Source organism: Rathayibacter sp. VKM Ac-2927 (assembly GCF_022815525.1).
Taxonomy (GTDB): domain Bacteria; phylum Actinomycetota; class Actinomycetes; order Actinomycetales; family Microbacteriaceae; genus Rathayibacter; species Rathayibacter festucae.
The window spans coordinates 60,114-82,824 of record NZ_JALGRT010000006.1 but is presented as its reverse complement, the minus strand read 5'-3'; the positions used below and the strand labels follow the sequence as shown (position 1 = coordinate 82,824).

Genomic DNA, 22,711 nt, shown 5'->3' with positions numbered 1-22,711 from the left:
GGGCACGAGCGCCCGGTGACGGGCGCGATCGGGCCGGCGCGCGGACCGGAACGGTCAGGACCGCCCCGGCACCGCGATCCCGTGCTCGTAGGCGAAGACGACGGCCTGGATGCGGTCGCGGACGCGCAGCTTCATCAGGATCTTGGACACGTGGGTCTTCACGGTGGCCTCGCCGACGTAGAGCTCGGCGGCGATCTCGGCGTTGGACGAGCCGCGGGCCAGGTGCACGAGCACCTCGCGCTCGCGGTCGGTGAGCTCCTCGATGCCGGGGTGGACCTCGGCGCGGGCCGGCGCCGTCGCGAAGCGCTCGAGCACGCGGCGCGTCACGTCGGGTGCGAGCATCGCGTCGCCGCGGGCCACGACCTGCACGGCCTCGACCAGCTCCTCCGGCGACGCGTTCTTCAGCAGGAAGCCGCTCGCGCCGGAGGACAGCGCCTCGAAGAGGTAGTCGTCGCGGTCGAAGGTGGTCAGGATGAGGACGCTGGAGCACAGCCGCGGATCCTTGACGATCTCGCGGGTAGCGGCCAGGCCGTCCATCCCGGGCATCTGCACGTCCATGCAGATGACGTCCGGGCACAGGTCGGAGGCCCGCTCGATCGCCTCGATCCCGGTGCGGGCCTCGCCGACGACGACGATCCCGGGCTCGGACTCGAGGATGGTGCGGAAGCCGGCGCGGACGAGCTCCTGGTCGTCGACCAGCAGCACCCGGACATCGGCCGTCATGCGCGCCCCCCGCTCGCTCGCTCCCGGCGCCCCCACGACACCTCGGACGACGCTACCGGCTCTCCGGACCCCGCGCGGACGCTCGTCAGAGGGACGCGGGCACGCACCAGGTAGCCGGAGCCGCTCGGGCCGGTCTCGACCGTGCCGCCGACGGCCGCGGCGCGCTCGCTCATGCCGGTGTGCCCGAGCCCGCAGGACGTCGCGGCGACGGGATGCGCGCCCTCGCCGCCGTCGTCGGAGACCTCGAGCTCGACCGCGTCGTCGAGGTAGCGCAGCCGCACCTCGGCGGTGGCGCCGCGGCCGGCGTGCTTGCGCACATTGGTGAGCGACTCCTGCGCGATCCGGTAGAGGCTGAGACCGACCGTCGCCGGGATGTCCCGGGGTTCGCCGACGGTGAGGAACACGGCGGGCAGACCGGAGCCGGCCGCGGCGAGGACGAGCTCCTCGAGCTGCGCGACCCCCCTGGTCGAGGCGGCGTCGGTGAGCGGGTCGAGGGCCGTGTCCTCAGCGCGGAGGGCGATCAGGATGCGGTGCAGCTCCTCGATCGCCGAGCGCGCATCGCTCTCGATCGCGCTGAGCGCCGTGGCCGCCCGCTCCGGATCGCGCGCGAGCACCCGCCGAGCAGCGCCCGCCTGCACGCCCATCACGCTGACGTGGTGGGCGACGACGTCGTGCAGCTCGCGGGCGATGCGCAGCCGCTCGGACGACACCGCCTGGCGCGAGGAGCGCTCCCGCTCGTCGTCGAGCTCGGCGGTGCGCGCCTCGAGCGCCTCGAGCCGCCGCGCCGACTGCCAGGACGCGTCGCCGAAGACGTAGGCGCTGCCGAAGTAGAGCAGGTTCGCGACGACGGCCAGCGCCGACTCCGCGACGTAGGGCGGGAGCAGCCCGGCCGACTCCTCCGCCGGGAGCGGGCTGCTCACGGGGGCGCCGGTGGCGAGGGTGACGATCAGCCAGCCCAGCATGCCGACGGCGATGACCGTGCGCACGACGAGCGCCAGGCGCCGGTCGCGGCTCCACGCGCCGACCGTGTAGAGGGCGAGGTAGAGGCAGATCTGGTTGAACAGCGACTCCGGCACCTGGAGGATCAGCCCGAGCGCGTAGACAGCGGTGAGCGCGACCGCCACGGTCGACGGGAAGCGCCTGCGGAGGGCGAGCGGGAGGGTCATCGCGAGCGCCCAGAGCGTGCTCACGGCGGGGTGCGCGGCGTCCGTGAAGCCCGCCGAGGCGTAGAGGGCGACGGAGACGAGGGTCGCCACCAGCAGGACGCCGGCGGCGACGGCGTCGCGGACGTAGGCGGAACGGGTCGGCGCTCGCCGAGTCCAGCCCGCATCGAAGGGGTCGGCAGCGACGGCGCCAGGAGGCATGCGCCCCACGCTAACCGACGACGGTCGGGCAGGCCGCCGCGCGAGTCGCCGCATGACGCTCCATTCGTATCGGTCGTGCACGTCCCCATGCTGGTCGAATAGCAGCCGGAGGTGGCGTATCGAGACCCGGCGTGCTGGGGACGGTGGATCTCGATACGCCCGCTGCGCGGGCTACTCGATCAGCATGAAGGTGCCCGCTGCGCGGCCCGCCCGCGCGGTCAGTCGCGCCCGGTGATGCCCGCGGTCGACGCGATCACGTCGCCCATCTTCTTGCCGAGGGCCTCGTAGAACATCGAGAGCGGGAACTCGTCGTCCAGCACCGCGTCGGTCAGCCCGCGCGGAGCGCCGAGGAGCACCTCGTCCGGCAGCCCGCGCGCCCAGGCGGAGGCGGGGTGCGGCGTCACGGTCGCCGCGACCAGCGCGTAGGCGGCGAGCCAGTGCGCGGTCTTCGGCCGGTCGATCGAGCGCCAGTAGAGCTCGTCGATGGCGTCCGAGAGCGCGACGACGACGTCCGCGACGCTGTCCCACTCGAAGGCGAGCCGGGTGTCGGTCCAGTGCAGCACGCCGTGCTGGTGCAGCCAGGCGAAGAGCAGCTGGCCGCCGAGCCCGTCGTAGTTGCGCACCCGCGAGCCGGTCAGCGGGAAGCGGAACAGCCGGTCGAAGAGGATGGCGTACTGGACCGTGCGCGCCCGCGCCGCGAGCGCCTCCTCCTCGCCGTCGCGGTGCTCCTGGCCGGCCAGGCGCCGCTCGATCGCGACGGACTCGCGGAAGGCGGTCAGATCGCAGCGCAGCTCCTCGAGGGAGTAGAGGAAGAACGGCATCCGCTGCTTGATCATGAACGGGTCGAACGGCAGGTCGCCGCGCATGTGAGTGCGGTCGTGGATGAGGTCCCACATCACGAAGGCCTCCTCCGCGGTGTGCTGGTCCTCGAGCATCCGGCGGGCGTCCTCCGGCAGCTCGAGCCGCGTGATCTCCGCGGCGGCGGAGACGACGCGGCGGAAGCGCGCGGCCTCGCGGTCGGCGAAGATCGCGCCCCAGGTGAAGGCGGGGACGGCGCGCATCGCGACGGTCTCGGGGAAGAGCACGGCGCTGTCGGTGTCGTAGCCGGCGGTGAAGTCGACGAAGCGCACGGGCACGAACAGCGCGTTCGAGTAGTCCCCCGCCTCGAGCTCGGCGACGAAGCGCGGCCAGACGACCTCGACGAGCACCGCCTCGACGTGGCGGTCGCGGCTGCCGTTCTGCGTGAGCATCGGGAAGACGACCAGGTGGCGCAGTCCGTCGATCCGGTCGAGCTGCGGCTGGAACGCCTGCAGCGAGTCGAGGAAGTCCGGGACGCCGAGGCCCTCGGCGCTCCAGCGCTCGAAGTCGACGACGAGCGCCTCGAGGTAGGCGGCGTCGTGCGGGAAGGCGGGCGCGAGAGTGCGGATCGCGTCGACGAGGCGGTCGATCTCGGCGCGGGCGTCGTCCAGGCGGTCCGGGTCGGCCAGCGAGCCGTCCTGCGCCTGAAGCGGCTGCAGTGCGGTGGCCGCGGCCTTGAGGCGGAGCCAGGCGCCGGAGGTCTCGATGCGGTCCTCGACGACCTCGGGTTCTCCGACGACGGTGCTCTGCACGAATTGCGACATGGTGATCCTCCTCACGCTCGTATAACCGGGTGGTTCGGGCCGGATCCGGCCCATCCCCGAGCGTATGGGCCGCGGCGCGCGCTTTTCTTGCGTGGGCCCGGAGCGAATCCGCGAGGTCGGCGATCACGGCGCACGACTCCGCCGAAACGGCCCTCTCTGCGCGGATCGACGGGGGAATCGGCGCGCGATATCAGGCCGCGACCAGCCTTTTCGCAGGTAGCACCCCCCGTCCGGGGCTAGATTCGCAAGGTTCCTGCCAAGGCTCCTCCAAGGGGTCGAAGATAGGGCGGACATCTCGGCTGCACACACCCGGCGGCCATCCGATCGACCTGCGACTCCGAACACCTGGCGGAGCGGCAGGGCGTCGGTCCACCTTCAAGAGGAAGGATCGGATCGCGTGACGGGACCCGAACCCGGAAGCGACCACAGAACAGTCAGCATCGATCAGCACTCCGAGACCCTCCGCCTCCTGCCCTGGCCGCAGGCGGACGTCACCGCACTCCGCAGCGATCTCGCGGAGTCCGGAGAGCGTCTCGAGACGGAAGACGAGTTCCTCGACCGGCACGACCGCTACCTGCGCGGTTGGGCCGAGGGGAGCGGGTTCTTCTACGCGATCGAGCTCGACGGGCACTGCGTCGGCTCCATCGGCTATTGGTACGGCCACTCGCGTGGCGCGCTCGCCTACGAGACGGGCTGGAGCATCGCTCCCGCTGCTCGTGATCGCGGTGTCGTGGCGCGCTCGGTGCGCCTGCTCCTCGAGGAGGCCGCGGCGTTCCCTCTGCCGCGCTTCGTGCACGCGTACGTCCCCGCGGACGACGCCGAGGACAGCGCGATCTGCGTCGAGGCCGGCTTCGACCGCGTCGACGTCGTGGAGGCCGGCGACCCGCCCGTCCTCTACGCCGACTGGGCGTTCGACCTCGCCGACGTCGCGTAGTCCCGGCCCACCGTGCTGATCGAGTAGCCCGCACAGCGGGCGCATCGAGATCCACCCTCCTGCGGAACGCGGGGTCTCGATACGCGCTGCGCGCTACTCGACCAGCATGATGGCGCGCTGGCGCGCCCGTTCCCTGCGCGCTCCGCGACCACATTGCGCGCTGGCGCGCCCGTTCCCTGCGCGCTCCGCGACCACATTGCGCGCTGGCGCGCCCGTTCCCTGCGCGCTGCGCAACCAGCAGGTGTGCGGGGATGTTCACGCTTCTCCGCCGCGGTGGGCCCGTCCATGCTGATCGAGTAGCTCGCGCAGCGGGCGTATCGAGATCCACCAGCGTCGGACGTCGAGTCTGCAGAGCCGGCGTGCTGAAGTCGGCGGGTCTCGATACGCCCCTGCGGGGCTGCTCGACCAGCATGAGTGTGCGCCGTCGTGGGCGCGTCCGCCGTCGCGGCTCGCGTCAGAGGCCGTGGGACGCCAGCCAGGGGCGGAGGACCGCGAGGAACTCCTCGGGTCGCTCGACGCTGGGGAGGTGGGCCGCGTCGTCGAAGACGTGGGCGTCGGCGCCCGGCACGGTCGCCGAGAGGAAGGCGTGCACGGGGAGCGACTCGGAGACGTCGTGCGCGCCGACCATCGCCAGCGTGGGCACGGCGATGTCGACGACGCGGTCGTAGGCGGGCGGCTCGATCGCGGTCGGCCGCGGCTTCTCGCCCTCGTGGCCGGCGCGGCCGCGGGCGAGTTCGCGCACGGTCTCGACGAACGCGGGATCGAGCGAGGCGGGGTCGCGGTCGGGGCCGAACGCCCACAGCTCCGCCTCCATCCGCGCGACGCGCTCGTGGTCGCCAGCGGTCAGCACCGCGTCGATCTCGTCGAAGCGGCGGTCCTCCTCCTCGGTGAGGTCCGGGTAGGGGAAGCCGCCGACGCCGGGGGCGATCAGCACCAGGCCGGTGACGCGGTCGGGGTGCTCGAGCGTCAGGTCGAGGACGAGCGAGCCGCCGCGGGAGCAGCCGATCACCGTCGCGCGCTCGACGCCGAGGTGCTCGAGCACGTCGAGGGCGTCCTGCCGCGGGTCGAACTCGACGTCGTCCGTCCGGGTCTCGCCGAAGCCGCGGGTGTCGTAGCGGATGACCAGGTGGTCCTCCGCGAGCGCGGGGACGACCGGGTCCCACATCCGCAGATCGGTGATGCCCGCGTGCACGAGCAGGAGGGCGGGGGCGGAGGCGGGGCCGTCCGCCTCCCAGTGCAGGGTCGCTCCGGGGACCTCGAGATGCGGCATGCGCCCACCGTAGGCCCGGCCTCGCGACGGGGCAACGGGCGGCGCCTCCTAGGCTGGACGCGGTGCGCCGACCCGCGCCGACGATCCCAGCCCGCGAGCCGCCCGGCTCCGCCGACGAGACGGAGGACGCCGTGGAGGGAGTGCTCACCGGGTTCGCGATCATCGGGACGGTCATCGCGGTCGGCTACCTGATCGCCCGGTTCGGCCTGGTGCCGCCCGAGGGTCGCGCCGTCCTCACCCGCATCGCCTTCTTCGTCACGACGCCGGCGCTGCTGTTCACGGTGCTCGCCCGCGCCGACGTGACGGTGCTGTTCTCCTCCTTCCTCCTGGTGTCGCTGATCACGGTCGCGATCGTGGCGGTCCTCTATCTGGTCGCGTCGCGGCTGTTCTTCCGCCGGCCCGTGCCGGAGACGGTGATCGGCACCGCTGCCTCCTCCTACGTGAACGCCAACAACATCGGCCTGCCGGTCGCGATCTACGTGCTCGGCGATCCGCAGTGGGTCGCGCCGACGCTGCTCCTCCAGCTGCTGCTGCTCGCGCCGACGATCCTCACCGTGCTCGACGTCTCGACGAGCGGGCGCGCCTCCGTCACGGGCATTCTCACCCAGCCGCTGCGGAACCCGATGATCATCGCCTCGGCGCTCGGCCTGGTCGTCTCCGTCACCGGGGTGCAGCTGCCGGCACCGCTGCTCGAGCCGTTCTCGATCATCGGCAACGCGTCGATCCCGCTCGTGCTGATGGCGTTCGGGATGTCGCTGCGCGGGCAGCGGCCGCTGGAGCCGGGGCCCGGGCGGATCGAGGTCGCCGTCGCCTCGCTGCTCAAGACGCTGGTGATGCCCGCGACCGCCTATCTGCTCGGCCGCTTCGCCTTCGCGCTCGACGCGGAGCACCTCTTCGCGGTGACCGTGACGGCGGCGCTGCCGACCGCGCAGAACATCTTCAACTTCGCCTCCCGCTACGACCGCGGCGTCGCCGTAGCGCGCGACACGGCCCTGGTGACCACCGTCACGGCGGTGCCCGTGCTCATCGCCGTGTCCCTCCTCCTGGGTTGACGACGGCGCGGATCGACCGCCGTCCGCGGGCGGGCGTCGCTTAGGCTCTCTCGAATGAGCACCACGACGACCTCCTCTCGCCGCGCCTCCGGCACCCCTCGCCGCAGCAGACGGGGCCTCTGGATCACCCTGACCGTCCTGCTGGTCCTCGTGATCGGCGCGGTCGTCGCCGCCTTCCTCGCGGTGCAGACCTACGAGAAGGCGATGACGGTGCGCGCCAAGCTCACCTCCGCCATCCCGCTGGTCTCCCAGGTCGCCGACCAGCTCACCGGCTTCGACACGGCGGGTGCGGAGTCGACCGCCGGCCAGATCGCCACCCTCACCGGCGAGGCGCGCGACGAGACCGACGACCCGGTGTGGCGGGTGATGGAGATCGTGCCGTTCCTCGGCCCGAACCTCTCCGCCGTGCGCGCCGCGACCGAGATCGCCGACGACGTCTCGGGCAAGATCGTCACCCCGCTCTCGTCCACCTCGCTCGACGTCCTCAAGCCGGTCGACGGCAAGGTCGACATCGCCGCGATCACCGCCCTCTCCGACAAGATCACCGTCGCCAAGGGCGTCGTCGACGAGGCGCAGGCCCGCGTCGAGGGGATCGACCGGGGCGCGCTCGTGCCGCAGGTCGCGTCCGCGCTCGACGCGTTCGCCCCGCAGCTCGAGACGGCGACCAGTGCGATGGACCAGGTCCAGCCGATCACCGCGATCCTCCCCGACGCCCTGGGCGCCAGCGGACCGCGCAGCTACCTCGTGCTCTTCCAGAACCTCGCCGAGGCGCAGGCCCTGGGCGGCGGCGCCTCCTCGGTGATGCAGCTGAACGTGGACGGCGGCGCGATCACGGTCGGGACGCAGCAGTCGAGCCAGGACTTCCGCGGGCTGCAGCCGGTCACGGTCGACCAGAGCGCGCTCGACACCTTCGGCGGCAACCTCGCGACCACGTTCAACGTGTCGACCAGCCGCCCCGACTTCCCGACCGCGTCCTCGATCGCGACGCAGTTCTGGGCGCAGAAGTTCCCGGAGCAGAAGATCGACGGCGTGCTCGCGATCGACCCGATGGCGCTGCAGTACCTGCTCGCTTCGACCGGCCCGGTGACGCTCACCGACGGCACCGAGCTGACCAGCGAGAACACGGTCTCGACGCTGCTCAACAAGGTCTACTTCCGCTACTCGGACGCCACGGTCGCCGACGCGACGGACGCGTTCTTCTCGGAGGCCAGCGCCACCGTCCTCGGCAAGATCCTCGGCGGCGACATGGAGCCGTCGAAGATGCTCCCGGCCGTGGTGAAGGCCGTCGGCGAGAGCCGGATCCTCGCCTACAGCACCGACCCGGAGGAGCAGGCGCTGCTCGCGCCGACCCCGATCGCGGGCGTCCTGCCGACGGACAACGACGACACCTCGACCACCGGTGTTTTCTTCCAGGACGCGTCGGTCGGCTCGAAGATGGACTACTACCTCGACACCGCGGTGACCCAGTCGAGCACGAACCGCTGCGCCGCCGGCGGCACCAGCTTCTCGACGCAGGTGACGCTGACCAACACCATCACGGAGAAGGTCGCGCGCACGCTGCCCAAGTACGTGGCGGCGAACGGCGGGAACCGCTTCCCGCTCGGCGACTTCGTCACCAACGTCTACGTCTACGGCCCTCCCGGCACGACGACCTCGCAGGCGCAGGCGTCCTGGTCCGACCCGCTCGGTGAGGCGGCCCGGATCTTCGACCCGACCGACGACCTCGGCCGGCCGGTCGCGCGCGTCTCGGTGCAGCTCGCTCCCGGCGAGTCCACGACGGTGACGATCGGCTTCACCGCCGCCGACCCCGCCGCGACCTTCGGCGAGCAGGCCGTCCGGGTCACGCCGATGATCAACAAGACCGAGGTGACGCTCGCCGACGACCCGACCTGCGCCGGCTGACGGCGGGGCGGCCGGTGGACGGCCGCCCCGCTCAGGCCAGCGCGGAGCCGGGGATCGAGCTGGTGACGAGCCAGGACGCGAGGAACGCGGTGCCGACGCAGAGCACGAAGGCGACGATCGGGATCCAGAACACCCGGCGGCCGACGAGGTAGCGGATGATCGTCACGCCCACGGCGATCAGCGTCAGGATCGGCGGGCCGATCAGGGCGAGCGAGACGCCCCAGTCGATCCGGTCGTAGTCGCAGGCGATGTTCTGCCCCTCGCACTGGCCGGGGAAGACGGCGAGGATCGCGGCGAGGTAGCCGAGCACCACGCAGAGCAGCCCGAGCGCGAGGCAGCCGAGGATCGAGAGCACCAGGTCCCAGCGGCGGCGCAGCGGCTTCCCGGCGGCGAAGGTCTCGCGGACGGAGCGGTAGGCGTCGGCGCGGAGCTCGTCGTGCGCGCGGGCCACGGCGGGGCGGCTCGCGGCGGCGCGCTGTGCCGTGGAGGGGCGCTGGGCGGTGGGGGGCCGCTGTGTCGTGGAGGGGCGCTGGGAGCTCGAGGGCTGCTCGGCGCGGGCGCGCTTCTTCTTCGAGGACGCCACGGTCAGAAGATCATCGGGCGGTCGTCGTCGAGCGAGGTGTCGAGGTCGAGATCGACCACCACGGGGACGTGGTCGCTCGGGGCGTCGCCCTTGCGCTCGTTCCGGTGGATGGAGGCGCCGGTCACCAGGTCGCCGAAGGCGCGCGAGCCGAGCACGAAGTCGATCCGCAGGCCCTCGTTGCGCGGGAAGCGCAGCTGCTTGTAGTCCCAATAGGTGTAGCCCTCGGGGGCGAGCGGGCGCACGACGTCCTGCAGGCCGGCGGCGGTGAAGGCCTCGAAGGCCGCGCGCTCCTCGGGGGAGACGTGGGTGGAGCCGGGGCCGAGCGTCGGGTCGCCGACGTCGCTGTCGAGCGGGGCGACGTTCCAGTCGCCGACCAGCGCGAGCGGCAGGTCGGGCTCGGCCGCGAGCCAGGCGCGGGTGCTCGCCTCGAGGGCCGCGAACCACTCGAGCTTGTAGTGCCAGTGCGGGTCGCCGACCGCGCGGCCGTTGGGGACGTAGAGGCTCCAGACCCGCACGCCGTCGACCGTCGCGCCGATCGCGCGCGCTTCGAGCGGGAAGGAGCCGTCCGCCGCGGGCTCCTTGGCGAAGCCGGGCATCCCGGGGAAGCCGACCTGGACGTCCTCCATCGGCAGGCGGGAGGCGATGCCGACGCCGTTCCACTGGCTGAGGCCGACCATCTCGACGTGGTAGCCCGCCTGGGCGAAGGCCTCGTGCGGGAACTGCTCGGGCTTGCACTTGAGCTCCTGCATGGCGAGCACGTCGACGTCCTCGCGCACGAGCCAGTCGACGACGCGGCCGGTGCGGGCCCGGATGGAGTTCACGTTCCAGGTGGCGATGCGCATTCCGGAAGTCTAGGAGCCGCCGCCGACAGCTTCCCCGCACGGGGGCCGGGCGCGCGCGGTCTCCTCCTGCCGACCGATTGCGGAACCGGTGTCGGTGGTCGATGGTTGTCTTGCGCCGTCCCTGAAGCGGCCGCTCCTCCGCGCCGCTCGGCCCGAGCCCCGAAGCTCCGACCGTCCCCGTGCTCGGCCGATCCGCCTCTCGTTGATCCGGCCGCCCTCTCCCGCCCCGCCCCGACCGGAGGACCCATGATCCTGCTCCGTCTCGCGTCCTCGTACGCGAAGCCCTACTCCCGGTCGATCGCGGCGGTCGTGGTGCTCCAGCTGATCGCGACCCTCGCGGCGCTCTACCTGCCGAGCCTCAACGCCGAGATCATCGACCAGGGCATCGGCCAGGGGGACACCGACTTCATCTGGGCCACCGGCATGACGATGCTCATGGTCTGCCTGGTCCAGGTCGCCGCGGCGATCGGCGGCGTCTACTTCGGTGCGCGCACCGCGATGGCCGTCGGCCGCGACCTGCGCCGCGACGTCTACCGCCGGGTCGACTCGCTGAGCGGGCTCGAGGTCGGCCGCTTCGGCACCGCCACTCTGATCACCCGCGGCACGAACGACGTGCAGCAGGTGCAGATGCTCGTGCTGATGACGCTCAACTTCATGGTCTCGACGCCGATCATGTGCATCGGCGGGATCGTCTTCGCCCTGCGCGAGGACGCCGGGCTCTCCTGGCTGGTCTGGGTCTCGGTGCCCGTGCTCTTCGTCGTCGTCGGCGTGCTGGTCTTCCTGCTGCTGCCGCTGTTCCGCCTGATGCAGGACCGCATCGACGGGATCAACGGGGTGCTGCGCGAGCAGATCACCGGCATCCGCGTGGTCCGCGCCTTCGTCCGCGAGCCCTTCGAGTCGGAGCGCTACCGCCGCTCGAACGAGGCGATCACCGAGGTGTCGATCAAGGTCGGCAACATCTTCGTGCTGATGTTCCCGGCGATCATGATGATCCTGCACCTCGCCACGGCCGCCGTGCTCTGGTTCGGCGGGCACCGGGTCGACGCGGGTCAGATGCAGATCGGCTCGCTGACCGCGTTCCTCCAGTACCTGCTGCAGATCCTCACCGCCGTGATGATGGGCGTCTTCATGGTGATGATGATCCCGCGCGCCGTGGTCTGCTCCGAGCGCATCCAGGAGGTCCTCGACACCCGGACCAGCCTCACCACGCCGACCGGCGGCGTCGAGGCGCCGACCGTCGGTCGCGTCGAGTTCTCCGGCGTGGTCTTCGGCTACCCGGGCGCCGAGCGCCCCGTGCTCTCGCAGCTCGATCTCGTCGCCGAGCCGGGCCGGACGACGGCCATCGTCGGCTCGACCGGTGCGGGCAAGACGACGCTGCTCGGCCTCGTGCCGCGGCTGTTCGACCCGCAGGAGGGCTCGGTCGCCATCGACGGCGTGCCCGTCTCCTCGCTCGACCGCGCGCAGCTCGCGAAGGTCGTCGGGCTCGTCCCGCAGCGGCCCTACCTCTTCTCGGGCACCATCGCCTCCAACCTCCGCTTCGGCCGGCCCGACGCGACCGACGCGGAGCTCTGGGAGGCGCTGCGCATCGCCCAGGGCGAGGACTTCGTCCGGGCGAAGGAGCGCGGGCTCGACGAGCCGGTCTCGCAGGGCGGCACCAACGTCTCCGGCGGGCAGCGGCAGCGGCTCTGCATCGCGCGGGCGCTCGTCGCGAAGCCGCGCGTCTACCTCTTCGACGACTCGTTCTCGGCACTCGACGTCGCGACCGACGCGCGCCTGCGCGAGTCCCTCGCCGAGGCGACCACCGACGCGACCGTGATCATCGTCGCCCAGCGCGTGTCGACGATCCGGAACGCCGACCAGATCGTCGTGCTCGACGCGGGCCGCATCGTCGGCCGCGGCACGCACGACGAGCTCCTCGAGACGAACGCGACCTACCGCGAGATCGTCGAATCCCAGCTGAGCGTGGAAGGGGTGGCCTGAGATGGCACGCGCACGCGACACCGAGGCCCAGACGGCGCCGGTCGCCGAGTCCTCCGAGCTCGAGCCCGAGTTCGAGCCCGGCGAGGGCGACGGCGGCATGTTCGGCGACGGCCCGCCCGCCCGGAAGGCGCAGAACTTCTGGCCCTCCGCCAAGCGGCTGTTCAGCCTGCTCGGCCCCGAGCGCGCCCGGATGATCCTGGTCGTCGCGCTCGTGTCCGCGTCGGTCGTCCTCACCGTCATCGCGCCGAAGATCCTCGGCCAGGCGATGGATACCATCTTCAACGGCGTCATCGGCTCGCAGCTGCCCGCCGGCGTCCCGCTCGAGCAGATCATCGAGCAGCAGCGGGCCGAGGGCAACGGCACCTTCGCCGACATGCTCTCCAAGACCGCGATCGTGCCCGGCGAGGGCATCGACTTCACCGTCCTCGGGCGCCTGATCATCATCGTGCTGCTGATGTACGTCGTCGCGTCGGTGCTGATGTGGGCCCAGGGCTACATCCTCAACGGCCTCGTGATGCGGGTCGTCTTCGGCCTGCGCCAGGACATCGAGGCGAAGATCAACCGCCTCCCGCTGCGCTACTTCGACACCCGGCAGCGCGGCGACGTGATGTCGCGGGTGACCAACGACGTGGACAACATCCAGACGGCGCTGCAGCAGGCGTTCTCGCAGCTCGTGCAGTCGGTGCTCACCATCATCGGGATCGCCGTGATGATGTTCATCGTCTCCTGGCAGCTCGCGCTGATCGCGCTGGTCTCGATCCCGCTGTCCGCCGTGATCGCCGGCGTCATCGGCGCCCGCTCGCAGAAGCTCTTCGCCGCGCAGTGGAAGAACACCGGCGCGCTGAACGGCCACATCGAGGAGACCTTCTCCGGCCTCGAGATCGTCCGCACGTTCGGCCGCGACCGCGAGATGCTCGAGGAGTTCGACCGTCGGAACGACGCGCTCTACTCGGCCTCGTTCGGCGCCCAGTTCGTCTCGGGCATGATCATGCCGGCGATGACCTTCGTGTCCTACCTCTCCTACGTGCTGATCGCCGTCGTCGGCGGGCTCCGGGTCGCCTCGGGTCAGCTGACCCTCGGCGACGCGACCGCGTTCATCCAGTACTCGCGCGAGTTCACCCAGCCGGTGACCCAGCTCGCGAGCATGGCGAACATGCTGCAGTCGGGCGTCGCCTCGGCCGAGCGCACCTTCGAGCTGCTCGACGCGGACGAGCAGGAGCCTGAGACCGCGGTCGACTCGCTGCCCGAGCGCACCGACGGCCACGTCGAGTTCCAGGACGTCTCCTTCTCCTACGACCCGGAGCAGCCGCTGATCGAGGGACTGACCTTCTCGGCCCAGCCGGGCCAGACGGTCGCTATCGTCGGTCCGACCGGCGCCGGCAAGACCACGCTGGTCAACCTGGTGATGCGCTTCTACGAGCTCACCGGCGGCCGGATCCTGCTCGACGGCGTCGACATCACCCGGATCGGCCGCGGCGACCTGCGCTCGCGGGTCGGCATGGTGCTCCAGGACGCCTGGCTGTTCCAGGGCACGATCCGCGAGAACATCCGCTACGGCCGCCTCGACGCGACCGACGAGGAGATCGTCGACGCCGCCCGGGCGACGATGGTCGACCGCTTCGTGCAGCAGCTCCCCGACGGCTACGACACGGTGCTCGACGCCGAGGGCGGCAGCGTCTCGGCCGGTGAGCGCCAGCTGATCACGATCGCCCGCGCGTTCCTCGCCAACCCGTCGCTGCTCATCCTCGACGAGGCGACCTCCTCGGTCGACACCCGCACCGAGCTGCTCGTCCAGCACGCGATGGCGGCGCTGCGCACCGACCGCACCTCGTTCGTCATCGCGCACCGCCTCTCCACGATCCGGGACGCCGACACGATCCTGGTGATGGAGGCCGGCCGCATCGTCGAGCAGGGCGCTCACGAGGCGCTGCTCCAGCGCCGCGGCGCGTACTACGACCTCTACATGACCCAGTTCCGCGGGGGAGCCGAGGAGGGACAGGGCGAGAAGGCCGGTGCGACGCGCGCGGGCGGGGCCGAGTCCGCGCCGTAGGCGTGCCCCGTAGAGTAGGCGCGTGACCGACGCACGCCAGCAGCTCATCGAGTACATCGGCTCCGACGCCGTCTTCCACGGGGACTTCACCCTGACGAGCGGCAAGAAGGCGAGCTACTACGTCGACCTGCGGCGCGTCAGCCTGGACCACCGGGTCGCCCCGCTCATCGGCGACGTCATGCTCGACCTCATCGCTCCGATCGAGCGGGTCGACGCCGTCGGCGGTCTGACGATGGGCGCCGACCCGATCGCGTCCGCGATCCTGCACCGCGGCGTCCTCCGCGGACTCGAGTACGACGCCTTCGTCGTGCGCAAGGCACCCAAGGACCACGGCCGCGGCCGCCAGGTCGAGGGCCCGGACCTCGCCGGCAAGCGCGTCGTCGTCGTCGAGGACACCTCCACCACCGGCGGCTCCCCGCTCGCTGCGATCGAGGCCCTGCTGAAGGTCGGCGCCGAGATCGCCGGAGTCGCCGTCGTCGTCGACCGCGCGACCGGGGCCCGCGAGATCATCGAGGGCGCCGGCTACCCCTACTTCGCCGCGATCGGGCTGGCCGACCTCGGGCTGAGCTGATGGTGGACGACGACGGCCGCGAGCGCGGCGACCAGCCTGACGGCGGGCGCGACGAGCAGCCCGAGCCCGAGCGCCGCGCCGGCGGCAGCGAGTGGCTCCTCGAGCAGCTGAGCGGCGGCCGCCTGAAGAGCATCTTCGACGCCCCGCGCAGCCCTGCGCCCGAGGCCGCACCCGAGCCTGCGCCCGCGACCGAGGCGGCGCCCGCCGAGGAGGAGCAGCCCGCGGAGACGCAGGACCCGACCGAGGCGGGGCAGCCCGCGGAGGCGCGAAACTCCACCGAGGCGGAGCAGCCTGCCGAGGTGGGGCGCGCCATCGACGCTGAGCGGTCCGTCGCGGCCGAGCGGTCCGTCGTCGAGCAGTCGGTCGTCGAGCAGTCGGCGGACGTCGAGCGCCGCGCCGGGTCCGAACCGGCCGTCAGCGCCGAGCAGGCCGACGGGACCGAGCGGGCCGATGAGGCCGAGCAGGCCGGCCCGATCGAGCAGGCCGGTGAGACCGAGCAGGTCGCAGTTACCGAGCGCCCCGTCGACGCCGAGCAGGCCGAGCCGTCCGTCGAGGTCGAGCGGCCCGCTGGGGACGAGCGTCCCGTCGAGGACGAGCGTCCCGTCGAGCCCGAGCAGCGCGTCGGTTCCGAGCAGCAGGCCGATGTCGAAGAGCCGGTCGATGCCGTGAGTCCTGTCGAGCCCGAGCCCGGCTCCGATCCTGAGACCGTCGTCCAGCCGGACCCCGCCCCCGCCCCGCCGACCACGGACGAGGCGCCCACGGAGGACGACGCTCAGGCCCCCGTCGAGCGCGCGTCCGATCCCGAGGCCGACGCCGCCTCCGCGCGTCGCGACATCTGGGCCGCCTTCACCGCTCCCCGGTCGAGGCCCGCAGCGGACGACTCGACCACCGCGGAGTCCGCTCCCGAGCGACCGGTCACGCCCTCGCCGCGCTTCCCGCTCGGCCCGGTGCTCCCGCAGCCGCCGGCCGCCCCGGGCCCCGTCGCGGCTCCCGCGCCGGAGTCGCCCGTCGCGCCGGCCGAGCCCGCGCCCGCCGCGCCCGTCCTGCCCGCGGCACCGCCGGTCGACGATCTGCCGACCGCGCCCCCGGCGCTCCGCGAGCGAGGGCGCCGCTCCGAGGCGCGCCGCGACCGACCCGAGGGTGCGACCGAGCCCGAGCCGCGCGAGCCCGCGGCGCCCAGCGTGTACCAGTGGCCCGACCCCCGCGGCGGCTGGGACGAGCCGCCGGTGTGGGAGGACGTCGTCGCCCCGCGCGACGAGCCCGAGGACGACGGCGGCGACGAGGAGCTCTGGCGCGAGACCGCCGGCGCCTACGCCTGGAACCTCGAGCCGGACGACGACGGCACCGCCTCCGGCGAGCCGACCACCGATGCGGAGGGGACGTCCGGCGAGGACGAGTCCGCCGCCCCGGCCGTCGCGCCGTTCAGCACTCCCGCTCGCGCGCACGTCAACGCCGCCAAGCGCTCGACCCGCAAGCCCCGCGCCGAGAAGCCCCGCGCCGAGAAGCCCGCGAAGTCACCGGCCCCCGCTCCCGTCCCCTCCGTCACGAGCGTCGGCGCGCCCGGCCCCGACCGCGCCCGAAGCCGGCGGCGCCTGCTGATCGGCCTGATCGCCGTCGGCGTCGTGCTCCTGCTCGGCGCGATCCTCGCCATCGGGATCGCCGTCGGCTCGAACGGCGACCAGGAGGCCGCGCCGGCCCCGGCCGCGACGACCGCCGCTCCGTCCGAGCCGAGTGCGACGCCCACCACCGCGCCCACCGCCGCCCTGCCCACCGTCGGCCCGCTGCCGGCCGGCAGCTACGCCTGGACGGCGCTGCTGGGCGGGGAGTGCCTCCAGCCGTTCGACACGGTCTGGGCCGAGCAGTTCACGGTCGTCGACTGCGCCACCGCCCACACCGGCGAGATGGTCGCGACCGGTGAGCTGACCGACGCGACCTTCCCGGGCCAGGACGCGCTGGCCGTCTCGGTCTCCTCGCTCTGCCAGGCGCAGGGCGTCGTCGACATCGCGGGTGCCGAGGCGTACGGCGACGTGCAGGTGTCCGCCTCCTACCCCGTGACCCAGGAGCAGTGGGACGCCGGCGAGCGCAGCTACTACTGCTTCGTCGACCGCGCCGGCGGCGGCGACATGCTCGGCTCGGTCGACGGCACCCCGTCGGCCTAGGCCGGGCGGCGCGACACGTGGACGAGGCCGGGCCCTCCGCCTCCCCCGAGGCGACGACGAACGGCGTGGGGCCGTGGGTCGGTCCGCGTCCCGACGACGACCGCCTCGATCCCGAGCTGCTCGAGCGCGGCGACTCCCGCAACGTGATCGACCGCTTCCGCTACTGGCGGATGGACGCGATCGTCGCCGAGCTCGACGCGTCGCGGCACCCCTTCCACGTCGCCATCGAGAACTGGCAGCACGACATGAACATCGGCTCGATCGTGCGCAGCGCCAATGCGTTCGGCGCCGACAGCGTGCACATCGTCGGGCGCCGGCGCTGGAACAAGCGCGGCGCGATGGTCACCGACCGCTACCAGCACGTGCAGCACCACGAGACCGTCGCCGACCTCGCCCGCTGGGCCGAGGCGGAGGACGTCCCGCTGCTCGCGATCGACAACGTGCCCGGCTGCGTGCCGATCGAGACGTTCGCGCTGCCGGAGCGCTGCGTGCTGCTGTTCGGGCAGGAGGGGCCGGGCCTCTCGGAGGAGGCGATCGCCGCCTCCGTCGCCGTGCTCGAGATCTCGCAGTTCGGCTCGACCCGCTCGATCAACGCCTCGGCCGCCGCCGCCGTGGCGATGCACGCCTGGATCCTCCAGCACGTCCGCTTCTGAGCGGCCGGGCGCCCCCTTCCCCCTCCCACTCTCCAAGAGTTGCGGTACTCGCGCTCGACTACCGCAAATTTCGGAGGAGTCGGAGTGGGCGACTACCGCTGCTTCTGGAGTGTCGGCAGGTCGGGGGTGAGGAGCGGCGGGCCGGGGCGGCGGTCAGAGGATCTGGTCGTCCGGCGGGAACTCGGTCTCGTACGGGTCGGTCGAGAGCAGCTCGTGCACGCCGGTCAGCACCTCGTCGGGGCGGAACGGGTAGCGGTCCATCTCGGCGCGGTCGCTGATGCCGGTGAGGACGAGGACGGTGTGCAGGCCGGCCTCGATGCCGGCGACGATGTCGGTGTCCATCCGGTCGCCGATCATGCCGGTGTTCTCGCTGTGCGCGCCGATCTTGTTCATCGCCGAGCGGAACATCATCGGGTTCGGCTTGCCGACCACGTACGGGTCCTTGCCGGTGGCCTTCGTGATCAGGGCGGCGATCGCGCCCGTCGCGGGCATGACGCCCTCGGCGCTCGGGCCGGTCGCGTCGGGGTTGGTCACGATGAAGCGGGCGCCCCCGACGATCAGGCGGATCGCCTTCGTGATCGCCTCGAAGCTGTAGTTGCGGGTCTCGCCGACGACGACGTAGTCCGGCGCGGTCTCGGTCATGATGAAGCCCGCCTCGTGCAGGGCCGTGGTGATGCCGGCCTCGCCGATCACGAAGGCGCTGCCACCCGGCATCTGCGAGGCGCAGAAGTCGGCGGTCGCGAGGGCGCTCGTCCAGATCCGCTCCTCGGGCACGTGCAGCCCCGACGCCCGCAACCGCGCCGCGAGATCGCGCGGGGTGAAGATCGAGTTGTTCGTGAGCACCAGGAACGGGGTGCCCGCGTCCGTCCACTCCTGGATGAGCTCGGGCGCGCCGGGGAGCGCCTGGTTCTCGTGCACCAGCACGCCGTCCATGTCCGTGAGCCAGGCCTCGACCTCGCTGCGCTTCGTCGCCATGGGGTCGATGCTATCGGCGCAGCCCGGACGGGGGAGTCGACGGGCTGCCCCGGAGGGGCACAGCGGGAGCGGGTTACCCTGAGGACATGAACGGCGAGAACCTGCTGGGCCCCGAACCGACCCTCCTCCCGGACGAGCCCGCGATCACCGCGGCCCTCGCCAAGCACGCGAACCCGGGAGCCGTCGAGTTCGCCGCGCTCGCGGCGGCCCACCCGCGCTCGCCGCTGGCCTGGGCTCTCCTCGCGGACAGCGTGTGGGGGATCGACGCGGCGCTGCCGTCCTACGCCTACGCGCGCGTCGGCTACCACCGCGGCCTCGACCTGCTCCGCACCGCCGGCTGGCGCGGCCAGGGCCCCATCCCGTGGCGCCACGGTCCCAACCGCGGCTTCCTCCTCGCGCTCTACGCGCTCCGCCGCGCCGCCGAGTCCATCGGCGAGACCGACGAGGTCGCCCGCCTCACCGGCTTCCTCGAGCAAGCCGACCCCGCCGCGATCCCCGAGATCGAGCGCTACCACGAGGACGCGCTGCCCCCCACGGCCGCCATCGTCATCCTCGGCGCGGACTGATCGCCGCCCGGCCGCGGCGCTCGCGGCGTTGTCGTCGGTCGCCGTAGCTCCGCTACGCCTCCCTCCTCCGCCTTGCGATCACCGCGACCGGACGACGATCAGGTTGCCGCGGTGCAGGGTTGCCACCCCCGCCGCATGCTGGTCGAGCAGCCCCGGAGGGGCGTATCGAGACCCACCGTCGTTCGGTGGGTGGATCTCGATACGTCCGCTGCGCGGGCTACTCGATCAGCATGAAGCGGGGCCCTCTTCGCGGGCCGCTCGACGCGGCAGAAGTGTGCCCGCTGTGCGGGCTCCTCGGCTGGGTGTTCGGTCAGCGGGACGAGTGCGTCGCCGCAGGGGCGGCGCGGCGGCGGAGGAGCAGGACCGTCGCGAGGGTCAGCAGGGCGCCCAGCGCCGCCGCGCCGGCGGTGACCAGGAAGCCGGACTGCGGGCCGAGGGCCTCGACGGCCAGGCCGCTCAGGGTGGAGCCGGCGGTGGCGCCGAGGGCGATGCCGGTCGGCGGCCAGGCGAGGGCTTCGGTGAGGCGGCTGCGCGGGGCGATCGACTCGACGAGGCTCGAGCCGGTGATCAGCAGCGGCGACGTCGCGAGGCCGGCGACGAAGGCCAGCGCGATCAGCACGGGCAGCGACCCGGCGAGCACGAGCACCGGCACCACCACTCCGAAGACGGCGCCCGCCACCAGGAACCTCGAGCGCGGACCGCCGGGCAGGCGCGCGGCACCCACGACCACCCCGGTGAGCACGCTGCCGATGCTGTACGCCGAGAGCAGCAGCCCCGAGGCGGCTCCCGCCCCGGACGCCTCCGCGGTCGCGATCGCCGCGACGTTGAACGAGCCGAAGACCCCGCCGATGGTCGCGAAGACCGCCACGATGCCGACGAGACCGAGCGGCAGCCGCTCCCGCGCGGGCGACGCGGCCGAGCGCACCGGAGCGAGCGCCGGCTGCGTCCCCGTCTGCACGAGCAGCGCGACACCGCCGGCCACGCCGATCCCGAGGCCGACCAGGACGCCGGCCGCCGGGTGCACGAGCGAGGCCAGCAGGGTGACGATCGGCGGCGCGACCACGAAGGCCGCCTCGTCCGCCACCGACTCGACCGAGTACGCGGTGTGCCGCAGCCCCGGGTCCGAGGTCGCGGCGCTCCAGCGCGAGCGGACGGCCGAGCCGACGTCGAGGACGGCCGCGCCGGCGAGGATCCCGAGCGCGAACCAGGTCCAGACGGGAGCGCCCAGCAGCACGGCGGCGACGAGCCCGAGCGAGGCGGCGACGAGGACCGGGAGCGACAGGGCGAGCGCCCGGCGCTGCCCCCAGCGGTCCATCACCCGCGACCAGAGCGGCCCGGTCACGGCGAGGGCGAGGGTCAGCGCGCCGGAGACCGCGCCGCCGAGCGCGTAGCTGCCCGACTGCGCAGACACGAGGACGAGCACCCCGATCGCGAGGCTGCCCTTGGGGAAGCGGCCGAGCCAGCCGGCCGAGGAGAAGGCGAGCGACCCCGGGAGGGCGAACGCCCGCGCGTACCTCCCGGTCGCACGGCTCAGAGCGGAGGTCGAGGTGGTCGTGGGGTCTGGCATGGTCGGATCCGATTCCGGTCGTTCCGACGGCGGAGACTGCTCCACTGGCTGGACGGACGACAGGACGAGCCTACGCGGGCGGCACCTCTGCGGGCATGATGGACGCGTGGACACCGCCGCGCTCGAGTCCTTCCTCGCCGACCTGCCGGGCGCAGGCGCGAGCTTCCCCTTCGGCCCGGAGACGCGGGTGTGGAAGGTCGAGGGCAAGGTCTTCGCGCTCGAGATGGAGCGGTTCGGCCGGCCCGTCGTCAGCGTCAAAGCGCTGCCCGAGAACGTCGTGCACCTCGTCGCGGGCGTCGACGGCATCGAGCCCGGCTACCACCTCAACAAGAAGCACTGGGTGACCGTCGACGCGGGCGGCCGGGTCGAGGAGGGCCTCGTCCAGGAGCTGCTCGCGGAGTCGCACGCGATCATCGTCGCGAAGCTGCCGCGCCGCCTCCGCCTCCGCCTCGCCCTCGACGGCACCGCCACCGGCTCCCTCAGCGAGGACGCCTGACCCGAGCCCGGCGCTCCCCGCGAGATGCCACTTGTGACGGACTTTCGCGGCGTGTCGCGCTCACAAGTGGCATCTCGCGGGGGAGGACCGGGCTCGCAGAGACCTACAGGCCGTAGGAGCGGAGGTAGGCGGCGGTGTCGTGCCAGCCCTCGACGGCGAAGGTCTCGACGCCCATCGCCTTGACGGGGTAGTCGTTGCCGTCGGGGTCGAGGCGGTCGCCGACGAAGATCATCTCGTCGAGGGGGATGCCGGTGAGCTCGGTGAGCTTGTTCATCCCGTAGGCCTTGTCGATGCCCTTGCGGGTGATGTCGACCGAGGTGGAGCCGCCGGAGCGGACCTCGAGGTCGGGCAGCACGGCCTGGACGGCCTCGCGGAGGGTGTTCTTCTTCTCGCCGGTCGGGTCCCAGGCCTGCTTCACCGGCACCGGAGCGGCCTGGCCGAGCGCGGAGAAGGTGATCTGCGAGTCACGGTCCTCGAGGATCGGGCCCCAGGTCTCGGACTCCCAGTAGCCGAGCTCCTTGGCCTTCTCCTCGACGGCGGCGAGCGCGCGGGACTTCTCGTCGTCGGTGAGGTTCTCGGCGTAGATCTGCGCCCAGTCGCCGTTCTCGTAGCGGTAGTACTGCGTGCCGCAGGTGGGCATCAGGTGCAGCTTCGCCAGCACGGCGGGGTCGGCGCCCTCGAGGCGGTCGAGCACCTGCATCCGGAACTGGCCGATCTGGCCGCCGGAGATGATGCACACCTCGGTCGCCTGCAGCAGCTTGACGAAGAGGTCGGCCATCACCGGGTCCACGGGGGACTTCGAGGCGGCGAGGGTGTCGTCGAGGTCGAAGGCCATCAGGCGGGGCAGGGTGCTCATGGAACTCGTTTCACGGTCTGCGGACAGGGCGGTAGGGACGGGGTGGCGCGGCGCGCGCGGTATCGAGGATACGGGGCGGTGCAGCCGGAGCGCGGGAACCGCGGGCGCAGACTGGGGCGATGAGCCTCCCGCGCACGATCGCCCGCATCCTCCTGGGCCTCGTGCTCGTGTTCGCGGGGACGGGGCACCTGACCTTCGCGCGGCGGTCCTTCCAGGCGCAGGTTCCGCCGTGGCTGCCGTTCGACGCGGACTTCGTCGTCCTGGCATCCGGTGTCGTCGAGATCGCGCTCGGGCTCGCGCTCCTGCTGCTGCGGCGCCGGCGGGTGCTGGTGGGGATCGTCGTCGCCGCCTTCTTCGTCGCGGTGTTCCCCGGGAACGTCTCGCAGCTCGTCACCCGGACTCCGGCCTTCGGCCTCGAGACCGACGCTGCCCGGGCGATCCGGCTGGTCTTCCAGCCGCTGCTCGTGCTCTGGGCGCTGTGGTCGACGGGCGTGCTCGCCGCCTGGAACGCGAGACGGCGCCGCCCTCGGGAGTGAGGGCGGCGCC

General features: G+C 72.6%; 20 protein-coding genes. 11 read left to right on the top strand and 9 right to left on the bottom strand.

The window, feature by feature from the left end:
- Window positions 1-54 precede the first annotated feature (54 nt).
- From MT353_RS16905 to MT353_RS16895, 3 genes are all read right to left on the bottom strand, one after another.
- Window positions 55-723 carry a response regulator transcription factor gene (locus MT353_RS16905; RefSeq protein WP_123706238.1) on the bottom strand — a complete coding sequence of 223 codons (669 nt, stop codon included), beginning with the start codon at window positions 721-723 and terminating at the stop codon, window positions 55-57.
- Window positions 720-2,087: a sensor histidine kinase gene (locus MT353_RS16900; protein ID WP_123736232.1), complete on the bottom strand. Its 1,368-nt coding sequence runs from the start codon at window positions 2,085-2,087 to the stop codon at window positions 720-722. Before MT353_RS16900 ends, MT353_RS16905 begins: the two co-directional genes overlap by 4 nt.
- A 218-nt stretch (window positions 2,088-2,305) precedes the next feature.
- Window positions 2,306-3,709, bottom strand: a complete 1,404-nt coding sequence (locus tag MT353_RS16895; RefSeq protein ID WP_243599350.1) for a DUF6421 family protein — start codon at window positions 3,707-3,709, stop codon at window positions 2,306-2,308.
- 397 nt (window positions 3,710-4,106) lie between these two features.
- Between MT353_RS16895 and MT353_RS16890 the strand changes: the two genes are divergently transcribed.
- Entirely contained in the window at window positions 4,107-4,643 is a 537-nt protein-coding gene (locus tag MT353_RS16890; RefSeq protein WP_159421751.1) for a GNAT family N-acetyltransferase, read from the top strand.
- A gap of 454 nt (window positions 4,644-5,097) precedes the next feature.
- Here the strand turns inward: MT353_RS16890 and MT353_RS16885 are convergent, their stop codons facing one another.
- A complete protein-coding gene (locus MT353_RS16885; RefSeq protein ID WP_123736238.1) occupies window positions 5,098-5,913 on the bottom strand; it encodes an alpha/beta fold hydrolase in 816 nt (271 codons plus the stop codon).
- A 131-nt stretch (window positions 5,914-6,044) separates the two neighbouring features.
- On the opposite strand from MT353_RS16885, the gene MT353_RS16880 reads away from it, so the two are divergent.
- Window positions 6,045-6,965 (top strand): AEC family transporter, encoded by a 921-nt coding sequence (locus tag MT353_RS16880; RefSeq protein WP_123736312.1) that lies wholly within the window; start codon window positions 6,045-6,047, stop codon window positions 6,963-6,965.
- Between the two features lie 54 nt (window positions 6,966-7,019).
- Window positions 7,020-8,867, top strand: a complete 1,848-nt coding sequence (locus MT353_RS16875) for a DUF4012 domain-containing protein (protein ID WP_132437390.1) — start codon at window positions 7,020-7,022, stop codon at window positions 8,865-8,867.
- Between the two features lie 31 nt (window positions 8,868-8,898).
- Here MT353_RS16875 and MT353_RS16870 read toward each other — a convergent pair whose 3' ends face one another.
- Window positions 8,899-9,450 carry a hypothetical protein gene (locus tag MT353_RS16870; protein ID WP_243625384.1) on the bottom strand — a complete coding sequence of 184 codons (552 nt, stop codon included), beginning with the start codon at window positions 9,448-9,450 and terminating at the stop codon, window positions 8,899-8,901.
- Between the two features lie 2 nt (window positions 9,451-9,452).
- Entirely contained in the window at window positions 9,453-10,292 is an 840-nt protein-coding gene (locus MT353_RS16865; RefSeq protein ID WP_243625383.1) for an exodeoxyribonuclease III, read from the bottom strand.
- A 246-nt stretch (window positions 10,293-10,538) separates the two neighbouring features.
- Here MT353_RS16865 and MT353_RS16860 point away from each other — a divergent pair, with 246 nt between their 5' ends.
- The 5 genes from MT353_RS16860 to MT353_RS16840 are packed head-to-tail and all read left to right on the top strand — an operon-like array spanning window position 10,539 to window position 17,705.
- Window positions 10,539-12,272, top strand: a complete 1,734-nt coding sequence (locus tag MT353_RS16860; RefSeq protein ID WP_243581387.1) for an ABC transporter ATP-binding protein — start codon at window positions 10,539-10,541, stop codon at window positions 12,270-12,272.
- A 1-nt stretch (window position 12,273) separates the two neighbouring features.
- Window positions 12,274-14,322: an ABC transporter ATP-binding protein gene (locus tag MT353_RS16855; protein ID WP_279392292.1), complete on the top strand. Its 2,049-nt coding sequence runs from the start codon at window positions 12,274-12,276 to the stop codon at window positions 14,320-14,322.
- A 22-nt stretch (window positions 14,323-14,344) separates the two neighbouring features.
- Window positions 14,345-14,893, top strand: a complete 549-nt coding sequence (gene pyrE / locus MT353_RS16850; protein ID WP_123447133.1) for an orotate phosphoribosyltransferase — start codon at window positions 14,345-14,347, stop codon at window positions 14,891-14,893.
- A complete protein-coding gene (locus MT353_RS16845; protein ID WP_243625382.1) occupies window positions 14,893-17,052 on the top strand; it encodes a septum formation family protein in 2,160 nt (719 codons plus the stop codon). Before pyrE ends, MT353_RS16845 begins: the two co-directional genes overlap by 1 nt.
- A gap of 17 nt (window positions 17,053-17,069) precedes the next feature.
- Window positions 17,070-17,705 carry a TrmH family RNA methyltransferase gene (locus MT353_RS16840; RefSeq protein WP_243625381.1) on the top strand — a complete coding sequence of 212 codons (636 nt, stop codon included), beginning with the start codon at window positions 17,070-17,072 and terminating at the stop codon, window positions 17,703-17,705.
- A gap of 153 nt (window positions 17,706-17,858) precedes the next feature.
- Here the strand turns inward: MT353_RS16840 and MT353_RS16835 are convergent, their stop codons facing one another.
- On the bottom strand, window positions 17,859-18,680 hold the full coding sequence (locus tag MT353_RS16835) for an HAD-IIA family hydrolase (protein ID WP_123447131.1): 822 nt from the start codon (window positions 18,678-18,680) through the stop codon (window positions 17,859-17,861).
- 86 nt (window positions 18,681-18,766) lie between these two features.
- Between MT353_RS16835 and MT353_RS16830 the strand changes: the two genes are divergently transcribed.
- The gene (locus MT353_RS16830; protein ID WP_123706013.1) at window positions 18,767-19,246 is read left to right on the top strand and encodes a DUF3151 domain-containing protein; all 480 of its coding nucleotides are present in this window, start codon (window positions 18,767-18,769) and stop codon (window positions 19,244-19,246) included.
- Window positions 19,247-19,556: 310 nt separating this feature from the next.
- Here the strand turns inward: MT353_RS16830 and MT353_RS16825 are convergent, their stop codons facing one another.
- Window positions 19,557-20,813, bottom strand: a complete 1,257-nt coding sequence (locus MT353_RS16825) for an MFS transporter (RefSeq protein ID WP_243625380.1) — start codon at window positions 20,811-20,813, stop codon at window positions 19,557-19,559.
- Window positions 20,814-20,919: 106 nt separating this feature from the next.
- On the opposite strand from MT353_RS16825, the gene MT353_RS16820 reads away from it, so the two are divergent.
- Window positions 20,920-21,309 (top strand): MmcQ/YjbR family DNA-binding protein, encoded by a 390-nt coding sequence (locus tag MT353_RS16820; protein WP_243625379.1) that lies wholly within the window; start codon window positions 20,920-20,922, stop codon window positions 21,307-21,309.
- Between the two features lie 103 nt (window positions 21,310-21,412).
- On the opposite strand, the gene MT353_RS16815 is transcribed toward MT353_RS16820, so the two are convergent.
- Window positions 21,413-22,165, bottom strand: coding sequence for an HAD-IIB family hydrolase (locus tag MT353_RS16815; RefSeq protein ID WP_123447127.1), 753 nt, complete (start codon window positions 22,163-22,165; stop codon window positions 21,413-21,415).
- Between the two features lie 119 nt (window positions 22,166-22,284).
- On the opposite strand from MT353_RS16815, the gene MT353_RS16810 reads away from it, so the two are divergent.
- Window positions 22,285-22,701: a hypothetical protein gene (locus MT353_RS16810; protein WP_243599342.1), complete on the top strand. Its 417-nt coding sequence runs from the start codon at window positions 22,285-22,287 to the stop codon at window positions 22,699-22,701.
- Window positions 22,702-22,711 lie beyond the last annotated feature (10 nt).